This window comes from Geobacillus sp. WSUCF-018B, from assembly GCF_002809985.1.
GTDB lineage: Bacteria > Bacillota > Bacilli > Bacillales > Anoxybacillaceae > Geobacillus > Geobacillus thermophilus.
The window spans coordinates 13623-32370 of sequence record NZ_PIJF01000001.1; the positions used below are offsets into that span (position 1 = coordinate 13623).

Genomic DNA, 18748 nt, shown 5'->3' on the forward strand with positions numbered 1-18748 from the left:
GACGTTGCCAATATTGCCGATTGTCACATATCCCGCCCCGATTTTGGAGCAGCCGTGCGCCCCGGTGACAACGTTTGACCGCGAGCTTGCCCGGCTGCTTGACGACATGTACGATACGATGCTTGCCGCTGACGGGGTCGGCTTGGCCGCCCCGCAAGTCGGCATCGCCAAGCAGATCGCCGTCATTGACGTCGGCGATGAACACGGCCGGATTGAGCTCATCAACCCAGTTATCCTCGAGGCGCGCGGCGAAGAGGTCGATGTGGAAGGCTGTTTGAGCTTTCCCGGCCTGTTTGGCGAAGTGCCGCGCGCGAAATTTGTGAACGTGCGGGCGCAAAACCGGCGCGGCCGTTCGTTTACGCTTTCGGCCGCCGGTTTTTTGGCGCGCGCGTTGCAGCATGAAATCGACCATTTGCACGGTGTGCTGTTTACATCAAAAGTGATCCGTTACTGTGATCTTGAGGAATTGGAAGGATAGATGCCGATGACGAACATTGTGTTTATGGGAACGCCTGATTTTGCGGTGCCGATTTTGCGGCAGCTTCTTGACGACGGCTATCATGTTTCGGCGGTTGTCACCCAGCCGGATAAGCCGAAAGGGCGGAAGCGCCAGCTCGTGCCACCCCCGGTGAAAGTGGAAGCGGAGCGCCACGGCATCCCGGTGCTGCAGCCGACAAAAATTCGCGAGCCGGAGCAATACGAACAAGTGTTGGCGTTTGCGCCTGATTTGATTGTGACGGCGGCGTTCGGGCAAATTTTGCCGAAAGCGCTGCTGGAAGCGCCGAAATACGGCTGCATCAATGTCCATGCCTCGCTTCTGCCCGAGCTGCGCGGCGGGGCGCCGATCCATTATGCCATCTGGCAAGGAAAAACGAAAACGGGCGTCACGATCATGTATATGGTCGAGAAGCTGGATGCCGGCGATATGTTGGCGCAAGTCGAGGTGCCGATTGCTGAAACGGATACGGTCGGCACGCTGCATGATAAATTGAGCGCCGCCGGGGCTAAACTATTATCAGAAACACTTCCACTTTTATTGGAAGGAAACATTACGCCCGTTCCGCAAGATGAGGAGAAAGCGACGTATGCGCCAAACATCCGCCGCGAGCAAGAGCGGATCGACTGGACGCAGCCCGGCGAAGCTATTTACAACCATATTCGCGCCTTCCATCCGTGGCCGGTTGCGTATACGACGCACAGCGGGAACGTTTGGAAAGTTTGGTGGGGAGAAAAAGTGCCGGCGCCAGAGGCGGCGCCGCCGGGCACGATTGTGGCGCTCGAGGAAAACGGCATTGTCGTGGCCACCGGCAATGAGACAGCCATTCGCATCACCGAATTGCAGCCGGCCGGAAAAAAACGGATGGCGGCGGGCGAATTTTTGCGCGGCGCCGGCAGCCGGCTTGCGGCCGGCATGAAGCTAGGAGAGGACAATGAACGTACGTGAACTTGCTTTAGATACGCTGTTAGCCATTGAACAAAAAGGAGCGTACAGTCATTTGCAATTAAACGAAGCCATTCAAAAAGGACGCCTTGACGGGCGCGATGCGGCGCTGCTGACGGAGATCGTCTACGGCACGGTGCAGCGGCGTGATACGCTTGACTACTATTTAGCTTCGTTTTTGCGAAAGGCGCGCCGGCTCGAGCCATGGGTGCGGGTGCTGCTCCGGCTGACGCTGTACCAAATGGTGTATTTGGACCGCGTCCCGGATCGCGCTGCCATCTTTGAAGCGGTGGAAATCGCCAAGCGGCGCGGCCATCGCGGCATCGCTTCGCTCGTGAACGGCGTTTTGCGCGCCATTGGCCGCGAGGGGCTGCCTTCGCTTGATGCGATTCACGACTCCGGAAAACGGCTCGCCGTCGCCACCAGCCATCCCGAATGGCTTGTCCGGCGCTGGATCGGCCAATACGGTTTTGAAGAAACGGCGCGCATGTGCGAGACGAATTTGCGCCCGCCGCAGTCAACAGCCCGCGTCAACCGGCTGCGGGCGACGGTGGAGGAAGCGCTTGACCGCCTGCGTGCTGAAGGCATGGCGGCCGCTCCCGGCCACCTCGCGCCGGAGGCCGTCCGCGCGGAAAAAGGAAATTTGGCGCATACGCAAGCGTTTCGCGCCGGCTGGCTGACGATCCAAGATGAAAGCTCGATGCTTGTCGCCCGGGCGCTTGATCCGGCCCCCGGCGAGCGGGTGCTCGACTGCTGCGCGGCGCCCGGGGGGAAGACGACCCATATCGCCGAGCGGATGGGCGGCCGCGGTGAAGTGGTCGCCGTCGATGTTCATGAGCATAAAGTGAAGCTCATTGAACAGCAGGCGCAACGGCTCGGCCTTGACAATATCACGGCGCTCGCCCTTGACAGCCGCCGGCTCGGCGAGCGGTTCGCTCCCGAGTCGTTTGACCGCATTTTAGTCGATGCGCCGTGCACCGGGTTCGGCGTCATCCGCCGCAAACCGGAGATCAAGTATACGAAAGGGAAAGACGATGTCGCGGCGCTTGTCGACATTCAGCAAGCCATTTTGCGGGCGGCCGCCCCGCTGTTGAAAAAAGGGGGCGTGCTTGTTTACAGCACGTGCACCATCGAGCGCGAAGAAAACGAAGACGCGATCGCCCGTTTTTTGGCCGACCACCCGGATTTTTCCCTCGACGACCGCCTTGCCGAGCGGATGCCGGAGCCGGTGCGGCCGCGCGTGCGAAGCGGAATGCTGCAGCTGTTGCCGCATTATTTTGATTCCGACGGGTTTTTTATCGCATTACTACGAAAGAAGGTGTAATGGAGTGGAAATCGTCCAGACCGCTGTCCGCCGGGCCTCCAGCGGCGGGCAGCCGCCATCGTTGCCGTCTGTTTATTCGCTCACGCTTGACGAGTGGAAAGAATGGCTTGCTGCTCAAGGCGAAAAGCCGTTTCGCGCCACACAAATTTACGAATGGCTGTATGAAAAGCGCGTCACCGATTTTGCCGAGATGACGAACTTGCCGAAACGGCTGCGCGAACAGCTCGCGGCGTCGTTTTCGATCACGACGCTCAAAACGATTGTCAAGCAAACGTCCAAAGATGGGACGATCAAGTTTTTGTTTGAGCTCCATGACGGCTATTCGATCGAGACCGTGCTCATGCGCCATAACTACGGCAATTCGGTGTGCGTGACGACCCAAGTCGGCTGCCGCATCGGTTGCACGTTTTGCGCCTCGACGCTCGGTGGGCTGAAGCGTCATTTGGAAGCGGGCGAAATCGTCGCTCAAGTTGTACACGTGCAAAAGGCGCTCGATGAGACCAATGAGCGCGTCAGCAGCATCGTCGTGATGGGCATTGGCGAGCCGTTTGACAATTACGATGCGCTCATCAAATTTTTGCGCATCGTCAACCATCCGAAAGGGTTGAACATCGGCGCCCGCCATATCACCGTGTCAACGAGCGGGATTATTCCGAAAATCTATCAATTTGCTGACGAAGGCATGCAAATCAATTTCGCCATTTCGCTGCATGCACCGACGAACGAGCTGCGGACGAAGCTGATGCCGATTAATAAGGCGTATCCGCTGCCGAAGCTCATGGAGGCGGTCCGATACTACATTGAAAAAACTGGACGGCGCGTGACGTTCGAGTACGGATTGTTCGGCGGAGTGAATGACCAACTTGAGCATGCCGAGCAGCTGGCCGAGCTGCTTAAAGGGCTGAAATGCCATGTAAATTTGATTCCGGTCAACTATGTGCCGGAGCGAAATTATGTGCGCACGCCGCGCAACCAAATTTTTGCCTTTGAACGGGCGCTGAAAAAACATGGAATCAACGTCACCATTCGCCGCGAACACGGACACGACATCGATGCCGCCTGCGGACAGCTTCGCGCGAAGGAGCGGAAAGAAGAGACGAGGTGAATCGGATGCGAGCCGTTTTCCGAACTGATATCGGCCAAATTCGCGAGCATAACGAAGACAACGGCGGTGTATTTGTCAACGAAAGCGGCCAATATTTCGCGGTTGTCGCCGATGGAATGGGCGGTCACCGCGCCGGCGATGTGGCGAGCGCGATGGCGGTGGCGCACTTGCAAGAGCAATGGGAGCAAGCGCCGGGCGTTTCCTCGCCGGCTGAGGCGGAGCAGTGGCTGAAAGTGCAGATCGCAGCCGCCAATGAGCGGCTGTTTCGCTACGCCCTCTCCCATCCGGAATGCCAAGGGATGGGAACGACGGTCGTCGGCGCCATTTGCGCTGGGCCGTTTGCCACCATCGCGCATATCGGCGACAGCCGCTGCTACTTATTGAACCAAAACGGAATTCAACAGTTGACCGATGACCATTCTCTTGTCAATGAGCTGGTCAAAAGCGGGCAAATTTCCAAAGAGGACGCCGAACACCATCCACGCAAAAACGTGCTTTTGCGGGCGCTTGGCACCGAACCGGCCGTGAAGGTCGATATCAAAACCGTTTCCATCGATGACGGCGATATGCTCCTGCTATGCTCGGACGGATTGTCAAACAAAGTGCCCGAGGCAGACATCGTGCAAATTTTGACCGGTGCCGGCGCGCTTGAAGAAAAAGCGCAGGCGCTCATCGAATTGGCGAACGGGCGGGGCGGGGAAGACAACATTTCGCTTGCAGTCGTTGATTTTTCAGTGGAACGTGAAGGTGGGTGATCGGCGTGCTTATCGGAAAGCGATTGAACGACCGCTACAAAATCATCAGCCTGATCGGCGGCGGCGGCATGGCGAATGTCTATTTGGCCCGCGACATCATTTTGGAGCGCGATGTCGCCGTGAAAGTGCTCCGCCTTGATTTTGCCAACGACGACCGGTTTATTAAACGGTTCCGCCGCGAAGCGCAGGCGGCGACGAGCTTAAATCATGAGCATATTGTGCCGATTTACGACGTCGGCGAGGAAGAAGGCCTTTATTATATCGTGATGGAGTATGTGCGCGGTTCGACGCTGAAACAGTACATTCAGCAGCATGCCCCGCTTCCGGTCGAGCGGGCGCTTTGCATCATGGACCAACTGACGTCGGCCATCGCCCATGCCCATGAGAACGGCATTATCCACCGCGACATTAAACCGCAAAACATTTTGCTTGATGAGCACGGCAACGTGAAAGTGACCGACTTCGGCATCGCGGTGGCGATGAGCGGAACGACGATTACACAGACGAACTCGGTGCTCGGTTCGGTTCATTATTTGTCGCCGGAGCAGGCGCGCGGCGGCATTGCCACTGAAAAGTCGGACATTTATTCGCTTGGCATCGTCATGTTTGAGCTTGTCACTGGCCGGCTGCCGTTTTCCGGCGAATCGGCCGTTTCGATCGTGCTGAAGCATTTGCAGGCGGAAACGCCGTCGCCCAAGGCGTGGAATCCCGACATTCCGCAAAGCGTCGAAAATATTATTTTAAAAGCGACGGCGAAAGACCCGTTTTACCGCTATGAATCGGCGCGCGCCATGAACGAGGACATCCGGACGGCGCTGGACCCGAGGCGGCGCAACGAGGCCAAATTCACGATCCCGGATGACGGCGATGAAGCGACGAAGGCCATCCCGATCATAAAACATCCGGAAAGCGCCGCGCTTGAGCCGGAGACGCTTGTCTATGAGGAAAAGGCGAACGGGCCGGCCAAAGCGGATGACGAGCCAAAGGCGAAGCCGAAACGGAAGCGGGTCTGGATCGCCTGGCTTGCCGCCGTCATCCTATTGCTTGGAGCGGCCGGCGTGAGCGCGCTCACATGGATTCCGGACGTGTTCTTTCCAAAGGAAGTGACGGTGCCGGATGTCGTCAATAAAGACTATGACGAAGCTGTTGAACAGTTGTCGGCGCTCGGCTTGGAAATCAAAGACACGATCGATGTCGAAGATGATGCAATAGAAGAAGGAAAAGTCGTGCGCACCGACCCGGAAGCCGGAATGACGGTGAAGCAAGGGGCCGGCATTGTCATCTATAAGAGCGCCGGCAAAAAGAAAATCGAGTTTCCAAGCTTTATCGGCGACGATATTTCGACCGCCGAGGAGGAGCTGCGCGCGGAAGGGTTCACTCGCATTACGCGCAACGGCCGCCATAGCGATAAGCCGGAAGGGACGATTTTGGATCAATATCCGTACGCCGGCGATGAAGTCGTGCCGAGCGAAACGGAAGTGATGTTCACGGTCAGCCTCGGTCCGGAAACCGTAACGCTCAAAGACTTGAGCGGCTATACGGAAAAAAGTGTGCGCGACTACGGCGAAGACCAAGGGCTGCGCATTGAAGTGAAGTACGAGTATTCCGATGAAGTGCCGAAAGGGCTTGTCATCTCGCAAACTCCGGCAGCCAATGAGCAGGTGGAAAAAGGCGAGACTGTTACGGTCGTCATTTCCCGCGGCCCGGAGCCGAAACCATCCAAAACGGTCATCAAAGAAATCGTCATCCCATACGAGCCGGCGGAAAACGGACAGGTGGTGGAAGCCCAGCTTTACATTCAAGATGCGAACCATAACATGACAACGCCATATAAAACGTACCGGCTGACAGGGCCGGCCACGGAGATCGTAGAGTTTGAAATTCCATACGGGGAGACGGCGTATTATCGCGTTATTGTCAACAATGTTGTCAAAGACGAAGGATCGATTCCATATCCAGAACACGGCGGAAAAAAGGAGTGAGGCTATGGCAGAAGGGCAAATCATCAAAGCGTTGAGCGGATTTTATTACGTGCTCTCGGAAGGGAATGTGTTTCAGTGCCGCGGGCGCGGTGTGTTTCGCAAGCAAAAAGTGACGCCGCTTGTCGGCGACCGCGTCGTCTTTACGGCGACAAGCGAGACGGAAGGCTACATTTTGGACATTCGCGAGCGGCAAAATGAACTGGTGCGGCCGCCGATCGCCAACGTCGAGCAGGCGATTTTAGTTTTTTCTGCCGTAAGCCCGGACTTTAGCGCCAAGTTGTTGGACCGCTTTCTCGTCTTAATCGAATCGAAGGAAATTGCGCCGATTATCGTCATTAGCAAAATGGATTTGCTCGATGGCGAGGCGAAAGACGCGATCGCCCGTTATGCAGGTGATTACCGGCGCATTGGCTATGAGGTGATTGAGACGTCGGCCGTGACAAAAGACGGCCTCGATAAGCTGGCGGCGCACCTGCGCGGCCGCGTCTCGGTCGTTGCCGGACAGTCCGGCGTCGGCAAGTCATCGCTGTTAAATGCGCTTCGCCCGGATTTGCGGCTGAAAACCGGCGATATTTCCACCCATTTAGGGCGCGGCAAACATACGACCCGCCACGTCGAGCTGCTGGAGGTGGCCGGCGGGCTCGTCGCCGACACACCGGGGTTTAGCGCCCTCGAGTTCGACGATATTGAACTTGACGAGCTGCCGCGCTATTTTCCGGAATTCCGGGAATACGGAGAAGGGTGCAAGTTCCGCGGCTGCCTTCATGTGGCCGAACCGAAATGTGCGGTCCGCGAGGCGGCTGAGGCCGGGGACATTCCGCCGTACCGCTACGACCATTATTTAAGTTTTGTTGCGGAAATGAAAGAACGAAAGCCGAGGTATTGAACGATGATTCGAATTGCGCCATCGATTTTGTCAGCTGATTTTGCCCGTTTGGCCGAGGAAATCCATTCGGTGGAAGAAGGCGGAGCCGATTGGCTTCATGTCGATGTCATGGACGGACGGTTCGTGCCGAATATCACGATCGGGCCGCCGGTCGTTGCCGCCATTCGCCCGGTGACGAAGCTGCCGCTTGACGTTCATTTAATGATCGCCGACCCTGACCGATACATTCCGGCGTTCGCCAAAGCCGGGGCGGACATCATCTCCGTCCACGCCGAGGCGTGCGTGCATTTGCACCGGACGATTCACTTTATTAAAGAGCAAGGTGTCAAGGCCGGGGTCGTGTTGAATCCGCATACGCCGGTTGAGACAATCCGCCATGTCATCGCCGACGTCGATCTTGTCCTATTGATGACAGTCAACCCGGGGTTTGGCGGGCAGGCGTTCATTCCGTCCGTCGTGCCGAAAATTCGCGAAGTCGCCCGTTTGGCCGGCGAACAAAACAAGGCGCTGGACATCGAAGTGGACGGCGGCGTCAACGCGAAAACAGCGCCGCTTTGCGCCGAAGCCGGGGCGAATGTGCTCGTCGCCGGGTCGGCCATTTACAATGAGGCGGACCGGGCGGCGGCCATTCGCGCTTTGCGAGAAGCGTGCGCCAAGTAGAGAACGGGCTCTTGCATCCGGCAGCCGCTGCAACGGTAGGCGGTGAGCGCCGGAAAAGCCAGGCAAGGCGAAACAAGGCTTTTTCTTATTGAAAAAGGCGAAGGGGGAAGGGGAATGGTGATCCATATTGTCGGCGGCGGCCCGCGTGAGCTTCTCCCTAGCTTGCGCCGCTATGACGGCGCGGATGTGCATTGGGTCGGCGTCGACCGCGGCACAACGGCGCTGCTTGAAGCCGGCCTCCAGCCGGTGCGGGCGTTTGGCGATTTCGATTCCGTGCCGGCTGAAGAAGTGGCCAAGCTTCAGCAAATGCTTCCGGATTTGGAAATATGGCCGGCAGAAAAAGACAAAACAGATATGGAGATCGCCCTTGATTGGGCGGTGGAACAGGACGCCTGCCACATCCGTCTGTTTGGCGCCACCGGCGGACGTCTTGACCATCTGTTTGGCAATGTCGAGCTGTTGCTGAAATACGCCGGCCGGCCGATTGAAATCGTCGACCGGCAAAATGTGTTGACCGTCCATCTGCCCGGCGTGCATACGATCACACGCGACGATCGATACCGCTATGTGTCTTACATCCCGATTTCTGAAACGGTGGCGGGGCTCACGCTTATTGGATTTAAATATCCATTGGCCGACTGTCATATTTCCCGCGGTTCCACACTATGTATTAGTAACGAACTTATCCAATCTTCCGGTACTTTTTCGTTTTCGGAAGGCATATTAATGATGATAAGGAGCAGCGATTTTGCCGGCTGTCCGTAGTTGCGATTGGTCAGCAACGGAATATACTGGATAAGAAAATGGCGGGAAGCGCGTGATATGACGGGTGTGAGGAGGGAATCGGGATGAAGTTTTATACGATCAAGCTGCCGAAATTTTTAGGCGGAATTGTGCGGGCGGTGTTGAACGCGTTTAAAAAAGGGTAAGAAAAAAGCACCATTTTTGGTGCTTTTTTTGTTGAACGGTTAGACGCGTTTCACTTTTCCGGATTTCAGGGCGCGCGCCGAAACCCAAACGCGTTTCGGTTTGCCGTCGACTAAAATGCGCACTTTTTGCAAGTTGGCTTTCCACGTGCGGCGGCTGGCGTTCATGGCGTGCGAACGTGTGTTGCCGAACGATTTTTTCTTGCCGGTAATGAAGCATTTCGCCATCGTTTTTCCCTCCTTGCTTTTACATCCCTCTAAAAACACTATTATAATTTATCATACAACGGAAGGGATTGCAATAGACGCGCTCTTTCTCTTTCAAGAAAATGTCCTTGACATATATTTCAGTTTTCGGCTAAATAATACTAGTGGGCGGCCGGGAAGCGCTTTGAAAACAGAAAACGTTATAGTACAATGGGGGTAGCTGTGCGAGATACGCAAAGGGGGAACGAACATGTCAATTGAATGGCAAACAAAATATGGGCGCATTGAAATTGCCAATGAGGTCATTGCCATGATTGCCGGGGGAGCGGCCGTCGATTGCTACGGCATTGTCGGAATGGCGTCGAAAAATCAAATTCGCGACGGGCTGTCGGAAATTTTGCGCCGTGAGAACTTTTCCAAAGGAGTTATCGTCCGCGAGGAAAACGGCGAAGTACATATCGACATGTACATCATCGTCAGTTACGGGACGAAAATTTCCGAAGTCGCCCACAATGTGCAGTCGAAAGTGAAATATACACTCGATCAGACGCTTGGATTGGCGGTTCAGTCCATCAACATTTACGTCCAAGGGGTTCGGGTGGTGAATCCGTAGTAAGGGGGAATCAGCCGGTGGCAATGAGGACGCTTGACGGAAGACGGTTTGCCGATATGGTGCAGCAAGGAGCCGCGCATTTGGCGAACAACGCCAAGGCGGTCGATGCGCTGAACGTCTTTCCGGTTCCAGATGGCGATACAGGAACAAACATGAACTTGTCGATGACGTCCGGAGCGAAAGAGGTGAAGGCGCATGCCTCCGACCATATCGGCAACGTCGCCGCGGCGCTGGCGAAAGGATTGTTGATGGGGGCGCGCGGCAATTCCGGCGTTATTTTGTCGCAGTTGTTCCGCGGGTTTGCCAAAGCGGTGGAAGGCAAACCGCAAGTGGATGGCTTCGAATTTGCCGCCGCCCTGCAAGCGGGGGTCGATACGGCCTATAAGGCGGTGATGAAGCCGGTCGAAGGAACGATCCTCACCGTAGCGAGAGAGGCGGCGCGCAAGGCAATTGAAACAGCGAAAAAAGATCGCGATGTCGTAGCGGTGATGGAAGCGGCGCTTGCGGAGGCGAAAGCCGCGCTCAAGCGCACGCCGGAGCTGCTGCCGGTCTTAAAGGAAGTCGGGGTTGTCGACAGCGGCGGCCAAGGGCTTGTGTACGTGTACGAAGGATTCCTTGCCGCTTTGAAAGGAGAAGCTGTCAGCACCGCTCCCGCCGAAGTGCCGATGGAAGAGCTTGTAAAGATGGCTCATCATCAAAGCGTGCAAAGCCATATTCATACCGACGAAATTGAGTTTGGCTACTGTACGGAATTCATGGTTCGGTTTGAGAAGGACAAACTGGCCCAGCATCCGTTTTCCGAAGAAGTGTTTCGCCGCGACTTGAGCCGATTTGGCGATTCTTTGCTTGTCGTCGCCGACGACGAGCTTGTCAAAGTGCACATCCATTCGGAAACGCCGGGCGAGGTGTTGACCTACGGCCAGCGCTACGGAAGTCTCATCAACATTAAAATTGAAAACATGCGCGAACAGCATGCCAACATCGTCGGCAAAGAGGCGGAACGGCCGCTGCAAGCCGGCGCGGAAGAAGCGAAGCCGTACGGCATCGTTGCCGTCGCGATGGGCGCCGGCGTGGCCGAATTGTTTCAAAGCATCGGCGCGCACGCGGTCATTGAAGGCGGACAGACGATGAACCCAAGCACCGAAGAAATCGCGGAGGCCATTCGCCGCGTCAACGCGGAGACGGTGTTCGTGCTGCCGAACAACAAAAATGTCGTGATGGCGGCCAAACAAGCGGCCGAGCTTTCCGAGCGGCAGGTGATCGTCATCCCATCGAAAACCGTTCCGCAAGGCATGGCGGCGCTCTTGGCGTTCAATCCAGCGCAGTCAGCCGAGCAAAACGAGCGGGCGATGACGGCGGCGCTTTCGCGGGTGAAAACGGGGCAAGTGACGTTTTCCGTGCGCGATACAACAATCGATGGCGTCGAAATCGAAAAAGGCGACTACATGGGGCTGTTCGATGACCGCATCGTCGTCGCCGATAAGGACAAGTTGGCCGTGACGAAGCGGCTGCTTGATGCGCTCATTGACGAGGAAAGTGAAATTGTCACCATTTTGTACGGCGAGGATGCGACCGAAGTGGAAGTGGAAACTGTTGTCGCCTATCTGGAAACGGAATATGATGGAGTGGAAGTCGAAGTGCACAACGGTCGGCAGCCGCTCTATCCGTTTATCATTTCCGTCGAATAATATGTTAAAATAATAGAAGGGAGCATTCCCTTCTATTTTTTATGCGAACGGAGGAAAGGCACCGATGAAATATAAAAGCGTCTTTGACATCATCGGCCCGGTGATGGTCGGACCGTCAAGCTCGCATACCGCCGGGGCGGCTCGCATCGGCCTCGTCGCGCGCAAGCTGTTTGGAAGACAGCCTGAATGGGCGCGCATCTCGTTTTACGGCTCGTTTGCCGAAACGTACCGGGGGCATGGGACCGATGTGGCCATCGTCGCCGGGTTGCTTGGATTTGATACGTTTGATGAGCGCATCCCGGACGCTCTGGCGATCGCTCAGGCTGCGGGAATGGACGTCTCGTTTTCCGCCGAAGAGGCGATTCCGCATCACCCGAACACGGCGCGTGTGCGCATTGGCGACGGAAAAGGGGAGCTTGAGCTTGTCGGCGTGTCCATTGGCGGAGGGAAAATTGAAATCATCGAGTTAAACGGGTTCGAGTTAAAGTTGTCGGGCCATCACCCAGCGCTATTAATCATGCATAACGACCGTTACGGGACGATCGGGGCGGTGGCCAGCGCGCTGGCGAAGCATGCCATTAATATCGGCCATATGGAAGTATCGCGCAAGGAAAAAGGGAAGGAAGCGCTGATGACGATCGAAGTCGATCAACCGTTGACCGACGAGCTTTTGCAAGAGTTGGAGCAGCTGCCTAACATTATTCAAGTAACCAAACTCGTTGATTAAATCGAAAGCGGTTCCATATTTTGCGAAGACAGCCATGATGACGGACAGGAAGGATGGGGAAAAGAGAATGTTTCGCAATGTTGCCGAGCTTGTTGCATTGGCGGAAAAAGAGCAAATCAAAATCGCTGAGGTGATGATCCGCCAAGAAGTCGAAGTGAGCGGGCGCAGCCGGGAGGAGATTATGGCGCAAATGGAGCGCCACCTCGAAGTGATGGAGCGGGCTGTTGAAAGAGGGCTGCAAGGAGTCGTTTCCCGCTCGGGGCTGACAGGCGGCGATGCGGTGCGGGTGCAGCGCTATATCGAGCAGGGCCGCTTTTTGTCCGGGGAAACGATTTTGGATGCCGTCAGCAAAGCCATGGCGACAAATGAAGTGAACGCGGCCATGGGCGTCATTTGTGCGACGCCGACAGCGGGCTCAGCCGGCGTTGTCCCCGGGACGCTGTTTGCCGTGAAAGAGCGGTTGAAGCCGACGAGAAAAGAAATGGTCGAATTTTTGTTCACCGCTGGGGCGTTCGGCTATGTCGTCGCCAACAATGCTTCCATCTCAGGGGCGGCCGGCGGCTGTCAAGCCGAAGTCGGTTCGGCAGCCGGCATGGCGGCTGCGGCGCTCGTTGAGCTGGCCGGCGGAACGCCTGCTCAAGCAGCCGAAGCGATGGCGATCGCCTTAAAAAATATGCTAGGATTAGTATGTGATCCTGTCGCTGGCTTGGTCGAAGTGCCGTGCGTCAAACGGAATGCGATGGGGGCGGCCAACGCCATGATCGCTGCTGATATGGCGCTGGCCGGTGTAAAAAGCCGCATTCCGTGTGATGAAGTGATCGAGGCGATGTATCGCATCGGCGCGGCCATGCCGGTGGCGCTGAAAGAAACTGCGCAAGGGGGGTTGGCCGCGACGCCGACCGGCCGCGCCATCGCGGCCCGCATTTTCGGCGCTTCTGCGGCATCGAAGTGAACGAAACGATGCAACAGCCGGTGACGGCGGTCAAAGGCATCGGTGAAGAAACGGCTGCGGCGCTCGCCGACATCGGCATCACAACCGTCGGCGACCTGCTCATGTATGCGCCGTACCGGTATGACGATTACGAACAAAAAGATCTAGCCGCCGCCCGCCATGAAGAAAAAGTGACAGTGGAAGGGAAGGTGCACAGCGCCCCGCTTGTAACGTATTACGGAAAAAAAAAGTCGCGCCTTTCCTTTCGCCTGCTTTCCGGCCGCTATTTAATCACGGTTGTCTGCTTCAACCGCCCGTATTTGAAAGAAAAACTCGCCTTCAATGAAACGGTGACCGTAATCGGCAAATGGGACCGGCACCGGCAGGCGATCAACGCCTATGAGCTTCGTTTCGGGGCCGCCCCGGAGACGGCCGGCATTGAACCGGTCTATTCGGTGCGCAGCCCGCTGACGGTCAAAACGATGCGCCGGCTCATGAAGGCGGCGTTCGCCCAGTTTGGCGCGCACATTCCCGACCCGCTGCCGCCCGCTTTGCGCCGCGCCTACCGTCTTGTCGACAAGCAGGAGGCGGTTCGCGCCCTTCATTTTCCGCGCTCGCGTGAAGAGTTGCACCAGGCGCGACGCCGGCTCGTCTATGAAGAGTTTTTGCTGTACCAGCTGAAAATGCAGGCGTTTCGGCGAATTGTGCGCGACGGGCAGCACGGCGTCGCCCATTCGTTTTCCGAAGAGCGGCTGGCGGCGTTTCTTTCCGCTTTGCCGTTTTCATTAACGAACGCCCAGCGGCGCGTCATCAAGGAGATTTTGGCCGATATGCGGGCGCCAAGGCAAATGAACCGTCTTTTGCAAGGCGATGTCGGCTCCGGCAAGACGGTCGTGGCCGCCGTGGCGCTGTATGCGGCGGTATTGTCCGGCTTTCAAGGAGCGCTGATGGTGCCGACGGAAATTTTGGCTGAGCAGCATGCCCGCTCGCTCGCCGACCTGTTTGCCGGCACAGATGTCACGCTGGCGCTGTTGACAAGCTCCGTGAAAGGGAAGAGGCGCAAAGAGCTGCTTGCGGAATTGGAGGAAGGGGCGATCGACATCGTCATTGGGACGCACGCGTTGATTCAAGAAGGTGTACAGTTTCGCCGGCTCGGCCTCGCCATTACTGATGAGCAGCACCGGTTTGGCGTCGAGCAGCGTCGCATTTTGCGCGAAAAGGGGCATGCCCCGGACGTGCTGATGATGACGGCGACGCCGATTCCGCGCACGCTGGCGATCACGGCGTTCGGCGATATGGACGTATCAGTGCTCGACGAAATGCCGGCCGGGCGGAAGAAAGTGGAAACGTATTGGGTCAAGCATCATCAATTCGCGCGTGTGCTCGATTTTATCGAAAAAGAGCTTCGCCGGGGGCATCAGGCGTACGTCATTTGTCCGCTTATTGAAGAGTCGGAAAAATTGGATGTGCAAAATGCCATTGATGTTCATAGTCAGCTCGTCCACTACTACCGCGGGAAATATGAGATCGGCCTCATGCACGGCCGGCTGTCGGCCGATGAAAAAGAAGCGGTGATGCGAGCGTTCAGTGAAAACCGCATTCATGTGCTCGTTTCGACAACGGTCGTGGAAGTCGGGGTGAATGTGCCGAACGCCACCGTGATGGTCATCTATGACGCCGAACGGTTTGGACTTGCCCAGCTTCATCAGCTGCGCGGCCGGGTCGGGCGGGGGGACGCCCAGTCATACTGCATTTTAATTGCCGACCCGAAATCGGAAGTCGGCAAAGAACGGATGCGCATCATGACGGAGACGACGGACGGGTTTGTGCTGGCGGAAAAGGATTTGGAGCTGCGTGGTCCAGGCGATTTTTTCGGCACGAAACAAAGCGGGCTTCCGGAGTTTCAATTTGGCGATCCGGTGCATGATTACCGCATCTTGGAAGTCGCGCGCCGCGATGCCGCCAAACTCGTGTCGACGACGGCGTTTTGGCGTGATGAAGCGTACGCGGGGCTGCGCGCCGAACTTGAGGCGTCCGGCGTGCTCGATGGAGAAAAGCTAGATTAATAGGCAGGCGGCAAAATGTGGCCGCTTTTCACTTTTTCTGCTTGCATTCCGTTTTTTGATATTATATATTACTTTTAGTACCTAGTCATAAAACCGGACGGTGTAACGAATCGATGAGAAAAAGCAAACGCGAACGGCAACGGCTGCTGCAGGAGACGATCCGGGAAAATCCGTTTATTACCGACGAAGAGCTGGCAGAAAAGTTCTCAGTCAGCGTGCAGACGATCCGCCTCGACCGGCTTGAACTGTCGATTCCGGAGCTGCGCGAGCGCATTAAACATGTCGCCCGCCAGTCGTTCGCGGATAAAGTGCGGGCGCTGCCGCTTGAGGAAGTGATCGGCGATATTATCGACATTGAGCCGGATGAGAGCGCCATTTCCATTTTCGATGTGAAAGAAGATCATGTGTTCCGGCGCACCCGCATCGCCCGCGGCCATCATTTGTTCGCCCAGGCGAATTCGCTCGCCGTTGCCGTAATCCATGACGAATTGGCGCTGACGGCGAAAGCGACGATCCGCTTTGTTCGTCAAGTCAAGGAAGGCGAACGGGTGGTGGCGAAGGCGAAGGTGACCGGCAAAACGGCGAACGGGCGCACGATTGTCGACGTAAACAGCTACGTCGGCCAAGAGCTCGTGTTTTCCGGAACGTTCGAAATGTATCGTTCAAACATAGAGAAAAAGGATGGCGACAGCAATGAACATCGTGATTGATGCCATGGGAGGCGACCATGCTCCACGCGAAATCGTCCTTGGGGCGGCTCGAGCCGCCGCGCATTTTCCCGACATTCATATTACGCTTATCGGCGACGAAGCGAAAATCCGTCCGCATGTGCCGGACGGAGGGCGCCTGTCGATCCTCCATGCCGATGAGGTGATTGAAGCGACCGATGAGCCGGTGCGGGCTGTGCGGCGCAAAAAAAACTCGTCGTTGGTGCGCATGGCGGAAGAAGTGAAAGAAGGGCGCGCTGACGCGTGCATATCGGCCGGCAATACTGGTGCGTTGATGGCGGCTGGGCTGTTTGTCGTTGGGCGGATTGCCGGCATCGACCGGCCAGCGCTCGCGCCGACATTGCCTACGCTGGACGGGCGGGGGTTTGTCTTTTTGGATGTCGGCGCCAATGTCGACGCCCGCCCGGAGCATTTGCAGCAATATGCGATTATGGGGCACGTGTATGCCCAACAAGTGCGGGGCATCGCCAAGCCGCGCATCGGCCTGCTCAACGTCGGCACCGAAGATCAAAAAGGGAATGAAACCGTGAAGCGGGCGTTCTCCTTGCTGAAAGAAACGAACCTTCATTTCATCGGCAATGTGGAGGCGCGCGATTTGCTGAATGGCGTGGCCGATGTCGTTGTCGCTGATGGGTTTGCCGGCAATGTCGCCTTAAAAACGATCGAGGGAACGGCGATGGCGCTTTTTTCGTTGCTCAAGCAGACGCTGACAAGCGGCGCGGTCGCAAAACTCGCCGCCGCTGTCCTCAAGCCGAAGCTCGCCGGACTGAAAAAGATGATGGACTACTCCGAATACGGCGGGGCGGCGTTGTTCGGCTTGAACGCTCCGGTCATTAAAGCGCACGGCTCATCCGATGCGAACGCTATTTTCCATGCCGTCCGCCAAGCGCGCGAGATGGTGGCCCATGATGTCATTGGCACGATCAAAGCGGAGCTCGAGCGGGCATAATGGATAAAGGAGGAAGCAAAATGGGTAAAATCGCCTTTTTATTTCCGGGACAAGGGTCGCAAACGGTCGGCATGGCCAAGGACGCCGCCGACCGCGACGCCCGCGCCCGTGCGGTGATTGAGGCGGCTGACGAGCGGCTCGGATTTCCGCTTTCTTCGCTCATGTTCAACGGGCCGCAAGCTGAGCTGACGCTGACGTACAACGCCCAGCCGGCGCTTTTGACCGCCAGCATCGCCTTGCTTCAGCTCGTAGACGGAGAAGGCTTGAAGGCCGATTACGTCGCCGGCCATAGTTTGGGTGAATACACGGCGCTCGTGGCCGCCGGCGCCATGTCGTTTGCCGACGCTGTCTATGCGGTGCGCCGCCGCGGCGAGCTGATGGATGAAGCGGTGCCGGCCGGCGAAGGGACGATGGCTGCCGTATTAGGGATGGAGGCAGAGGCGCTCGAAGCGGTGACGAACGAAATTGCCGCCCAAGGCCATCCGGTTGAGCCGGCCAATTTCAACTGCCCGGGGCAAATCGTCATCTCCGGTTCGAAAGCGGGAGTGGAAAAGGCGGGGCAGTTGGCGAAAGAGCGCGGCGCGAAACGCGTCATTCCGCTGGAAGTGAGCGGACCGTTCCATTCGTCGCTCATGAAGCCGGCGGCGGAAAAACTGCAGGCTGTTCTTGACAGCCTGGCCATTGAAGATGCTGCTGTTCCCGTCATCGCCAACGTAACGGCCGAGCCGGTGACGAAGAAAGAGGACATTGCCCGGCTTCTTATTGAACAGCTCTATTCGCCGGTGCGCTGGGAACAGTCGGTGCGCACGCTGTTGGCGCTTGGGGTCGACACGTTTGTCGAAATCGGACCGGGGAAAGTGTTGTCCGGCCTCGTGAAAAAAATCGACCGCAACGCCCGTGTTTATGCGGTAAACGATCTCGCTTCCTTGGAAACGACCATTGCGGCGCTGAAAGGAGAATAACAAAACAATGCTTGAAGGAAAAATCGCCCTCGTTACCGGGGCGTCGCGCGGCATCGGCCGGGCGGTTGCCTTGGAGCTCGCCCGTCAAGGGGCGAACGTCGTTGTCAACTATGCCGGCAGCGAGGCAAAAGCGAATGAAGTCGTTGAGATGATCCGCTCGCTCGGCCGCGAAGCGATCGCCGTCCAGGCGGACGTCGCCCGGGCGGAGGAGGTGGAGCGCTTGGTGAAAACAGCGCTCGACCAGTTCGGCCGCCTCGACATTTTGGTGAACAACGCCGGCATTACGCGCGACAATTTGCTCATGCGGATGAAAGAAGAAGAATGGGATGCGGTGATTAATACGAACTTAAAAGGGGTATTTCTTTGTACGAAGGCTGTGACACGGCCGATGATGAAGCAGCGCGGCGGCCGGATCATCAACATCGCCTCCGTCGTCGGGGTCATCGGCAACCCTGGGCAGGCGAACTACGTGGCGGCCAAAGCCGGCGTCATCGGATTGACGAAGACGGCCGCGCGCGAACTCGCCAGCCGGAACATCACCGTCAACGCCGTCGCACCGGGATTCATTACAACCGATATGACCGAAGCGCTCAGCGAGGAATTGAAGGGGGAAATGTTAAAACAAATTCCGCTCGCCCGTTTCGGCGAGCCGGATGACGTCGCCCGCGTTGTGGCGTTTCTCGCGTCCGACGCCGCCGGCTACATGACCGGCCAGACGCTTCACGTTGATGGCGGCATGGTCATGCCGTAACAAAAGGCGGCTAGTATTTTCCCTGAGAATCGACTATAATCATGAAG

At 57.0% G+C, this 18748-nt stretch carries 20 protein-coding genes; 19 read left to right on the top strand and 1 reads right to left on the bottom strand.

Annotation, left to right across the window (positions count from 1 at the left end):
* The first annotated feature begins 4 nt into the window (after positions 1–4).
* The 10 genes from def (at position 5) to spoVM (ending at position 9082) form a co-directional block, all read left to right on the top strand.
* Entirely contained in the window at positions 5–478 is a 474-nt protein-coding gene (gene def / locus CV944_RS00075; RefSeq protein ID WP_033016092.1) for a peptide deformylase, read from the top strand.
* Positions 479–484: 6 nt separating this feature from the next.
* Positions 485–1444, top strand: coding sequence for a methionyl-tRNA formyltransferase (gene fmt, locus CV944_RS00080; protein WP_100663742.1), 960 nt, complete (start codon positions 485–487; stop codon positions 1442–1444).
* Positions 1431–2765, top strand: a complete 1335-nt coding sequence (gene rsmB, locus CV944_RS00085) for a 16S rRNA (cytosine(967)-C(5))-methyltransferase RsmB (protein WP_100663723.1) — start codon at positions 1431–1433, stop codon at positions 2763–2765. The genes fmt and rsmB overlap by 14 nt, the downstream gene beginning before the upstream one ends.
* 4 nt (positions 2766–2769) lie before the next feature.
* Complete coding sequence (rlmN, locus tag CV944_RS00090) at positions 2770–3870, top strand: dual-specificity RNA methyltransferase RlmN (RefSeq protein WP_033011194.1); 1101 nt, start codon at positions 2770–2772, stop codon at positions 3868–3870.
* Positions 3871–3875: 5 nt separating this feature from the next.
* Complete coding sequence (locus CV944_RS00095; RefSeq protein ID WP_100663724.1) at positions 3876–4625, top strand: Stp1/IreP family PP2C-type Ser/Thr phosphatase; 750 nt, start codon at positions 3876–3878, stop codon at positions 4623–4625.
* Positions 4626–4630: 5 nt separating this feature from the next.
* Complete coding sequence (gene pknB, locus CV944_RS00100; RefSeq protein WP_063330466.1) at positions 4631–6607, top strand: Stk1 family PASTA domain-containing Ser/Thr kinase; 1977 nt, start codon at positions 4631–4633, stop codon at positions 6605–6607.
* A 4-nt stretch (positions 6608–6611) separates the two neighbouring features.
* Positions 6612–7493: a ribosome small subunit-dependent GTPase A gene (rsgA, locus tag CV944_RS00105; RefSeq protein ID WP_033011188.1), complete on the top strand. Its 882-nt coding sequence runs from the start codon at positions 6612–6614 to the stop codon at positions 7491–7493.
* Positions 7494–7496: 3 nt separating this feature from the next.
* Positions 7497–8153, top strand: a complete 657-nt coding sequence (gene rpe, locus CV944_RS00110; RefSeq protein WP_100663725.1) for a ribulose-phosphate 3-epimerase — start codon at positions 7497–7499, stop codon at positions 8151–8153.
* Between the two features lie 114 nt (positions 8154–8267).
* Positions 8268–8918: a thiamine diphosphokinase gene (locus CV944_RS00115; RefSeq protein WP_033011184.1), complete on the top strand. Its 651-nt coding sequence runs from the start codon at positions 8268–8270 to the stop codon at positions 8916–8918.
* Between the two features lie 83 nt (positions 8919–9001).
* Positions 9002–9082 (top strand): stage V sporulation protein SpoVM, encoded by an 81-nt coding sequence (gene spoVM / locus CV944_RS00120; protein ID WP_033011182.1) that lies wholly within the window; start codon positions 9002–9004, stop codon positions 9080–9082.
* 39 nt (positions 9083–9121) lie between these two features.
* On the opposite strand, the gene rpmB is transcribed toward spoVM, so the two are convergent.
* Positions 9122–9307 (bottom strand): 50S ribosomal protein L28, encoded by a 186-nt coding sequence (gene rpmB, locus CV944_RS00125; protein WP_033011180.1) that lies wholly within the window; start codon positions 9305–9307, stop codon positions 9122–9124.
* 229 nt (positions 9308–9536) lie between these two features.
* Between rpmB and CV944_RS00130 the strand changes: the two genes are divergently transcribed.
* The 9 genes from CV944_RS00130 (at position 9537) to fabG (ending at position 18701) form a co-directional block, all read left to right on the top strand.
* The gene (locus tag CV944_RS00130) at positions 9537–9899 is read left to right on the top strand and encodes an Asp23/Gls24 family envelope stress response protein (RefSeq protein WP_033011178.1); all 363 of its coding nucleotides are present in this window, start codon (positions 9537–9539) and stop codon (positions 9897–9899) included.
* 17 nt (positions 9900–9916) lie between these two features.
* Positions 9917–11587 (top strand): DAK2 domain-containing protein, encoded by a 1671-nt coding sequence (locus tag CV944_RS00135; protein WP_100663726.1) that lies wholly within the window; start codon positions 9917–9919, stop codon positions 11585–11587.
* A 64-nt stretch (positions 11588–11651) separates the two neighbouring features.
* Positions 11652–12314, top strand: coding sequence for an L-serine ammonia-lyase, iron-sulfur-dependent subunit beta (gene sdaAB, locus CV944_RS00140; RefSeq protein WP_047818118.1), 663 nt, complete (start codon positions 11652–11654; stop codon positions 12312–12314).
* Positions 12315–12381: 67 nt separating this feature from the next.
* Positions 12382–13266 carry an L-serine ammonia-lyase, iron-sulfur-dependent, subunit alpha gene (gene sdaAA, locus CV944_RS00145; protein ID WP_033011171.1) on the top strand — a complete coding sequence of 295 codons (885 nt, stop codon included), beginning with the start codon at positions 12382–12384 and terminating at the stop codon, positions 13264–13266.
* Positions 13263–15311, top strand: a complete 2049-nt coding sequence (gene recG, locus CV944_RS00150) for an ATP-dependent DNA helicase RecG (protein ID WP_033011169.1) — start codon at positions 13263–13265, stop codon at positions 15309–15311. Before sdaAA ends, recG begins: the two co-directional genes overlap by 4 nt.
* A 113-nt stretch (positions 15312–15424) precedes the next feature.
* Positions 15425–16021, top strand: a complete 597-nt coding sequence (gene fapR / locus CV944_RS00155) for a transcription factor FapR (protein WP_033011168.1) — start codon at positions 15425–15427, stop codon at positions 16019–16021.
* The gene (gene plsX / locus CV944_RS00160; protein WP_033011167.1) at positions 16005–16988 is read left to right on the top strand and encodes a phosphate acyltransferase PlsX; all 984 of its coding nucleotides are present in this window, start codon (positions 16005–16007) and stop codon (positions 16986–16988) included. Before fapR ends, plsX begins: the two co-directional genes overlap by 17 nt.
* A 20-nt stretch (positions 16989–17008) precedes the next feature.
* Positions 17009–17950, top strand: coding sequence for an ACP S-malonyltransferase (fabD, locus tag CV944_RS00165; RefSeq protein WP_044741316.1), 942 nt, complete (start codon positions 17009–17011; stop codon positions 17948–17950).
* A gap of 7 nt (positions 17951–17957) precedes the next feature.
* Positions 17958–18701, top strand: coding sequence for a 3-oxoacyl-[acyl-carrier-protein] reductase (fabG, locus tag CV944_RS00170; RefSeq protein WP_033011164.1), 744 nt, complete (start codon positions 17958–17960; stop codon positions 18699–18701).
* Positions 18702–18748 lie beyond the last annotated feature (47 nt).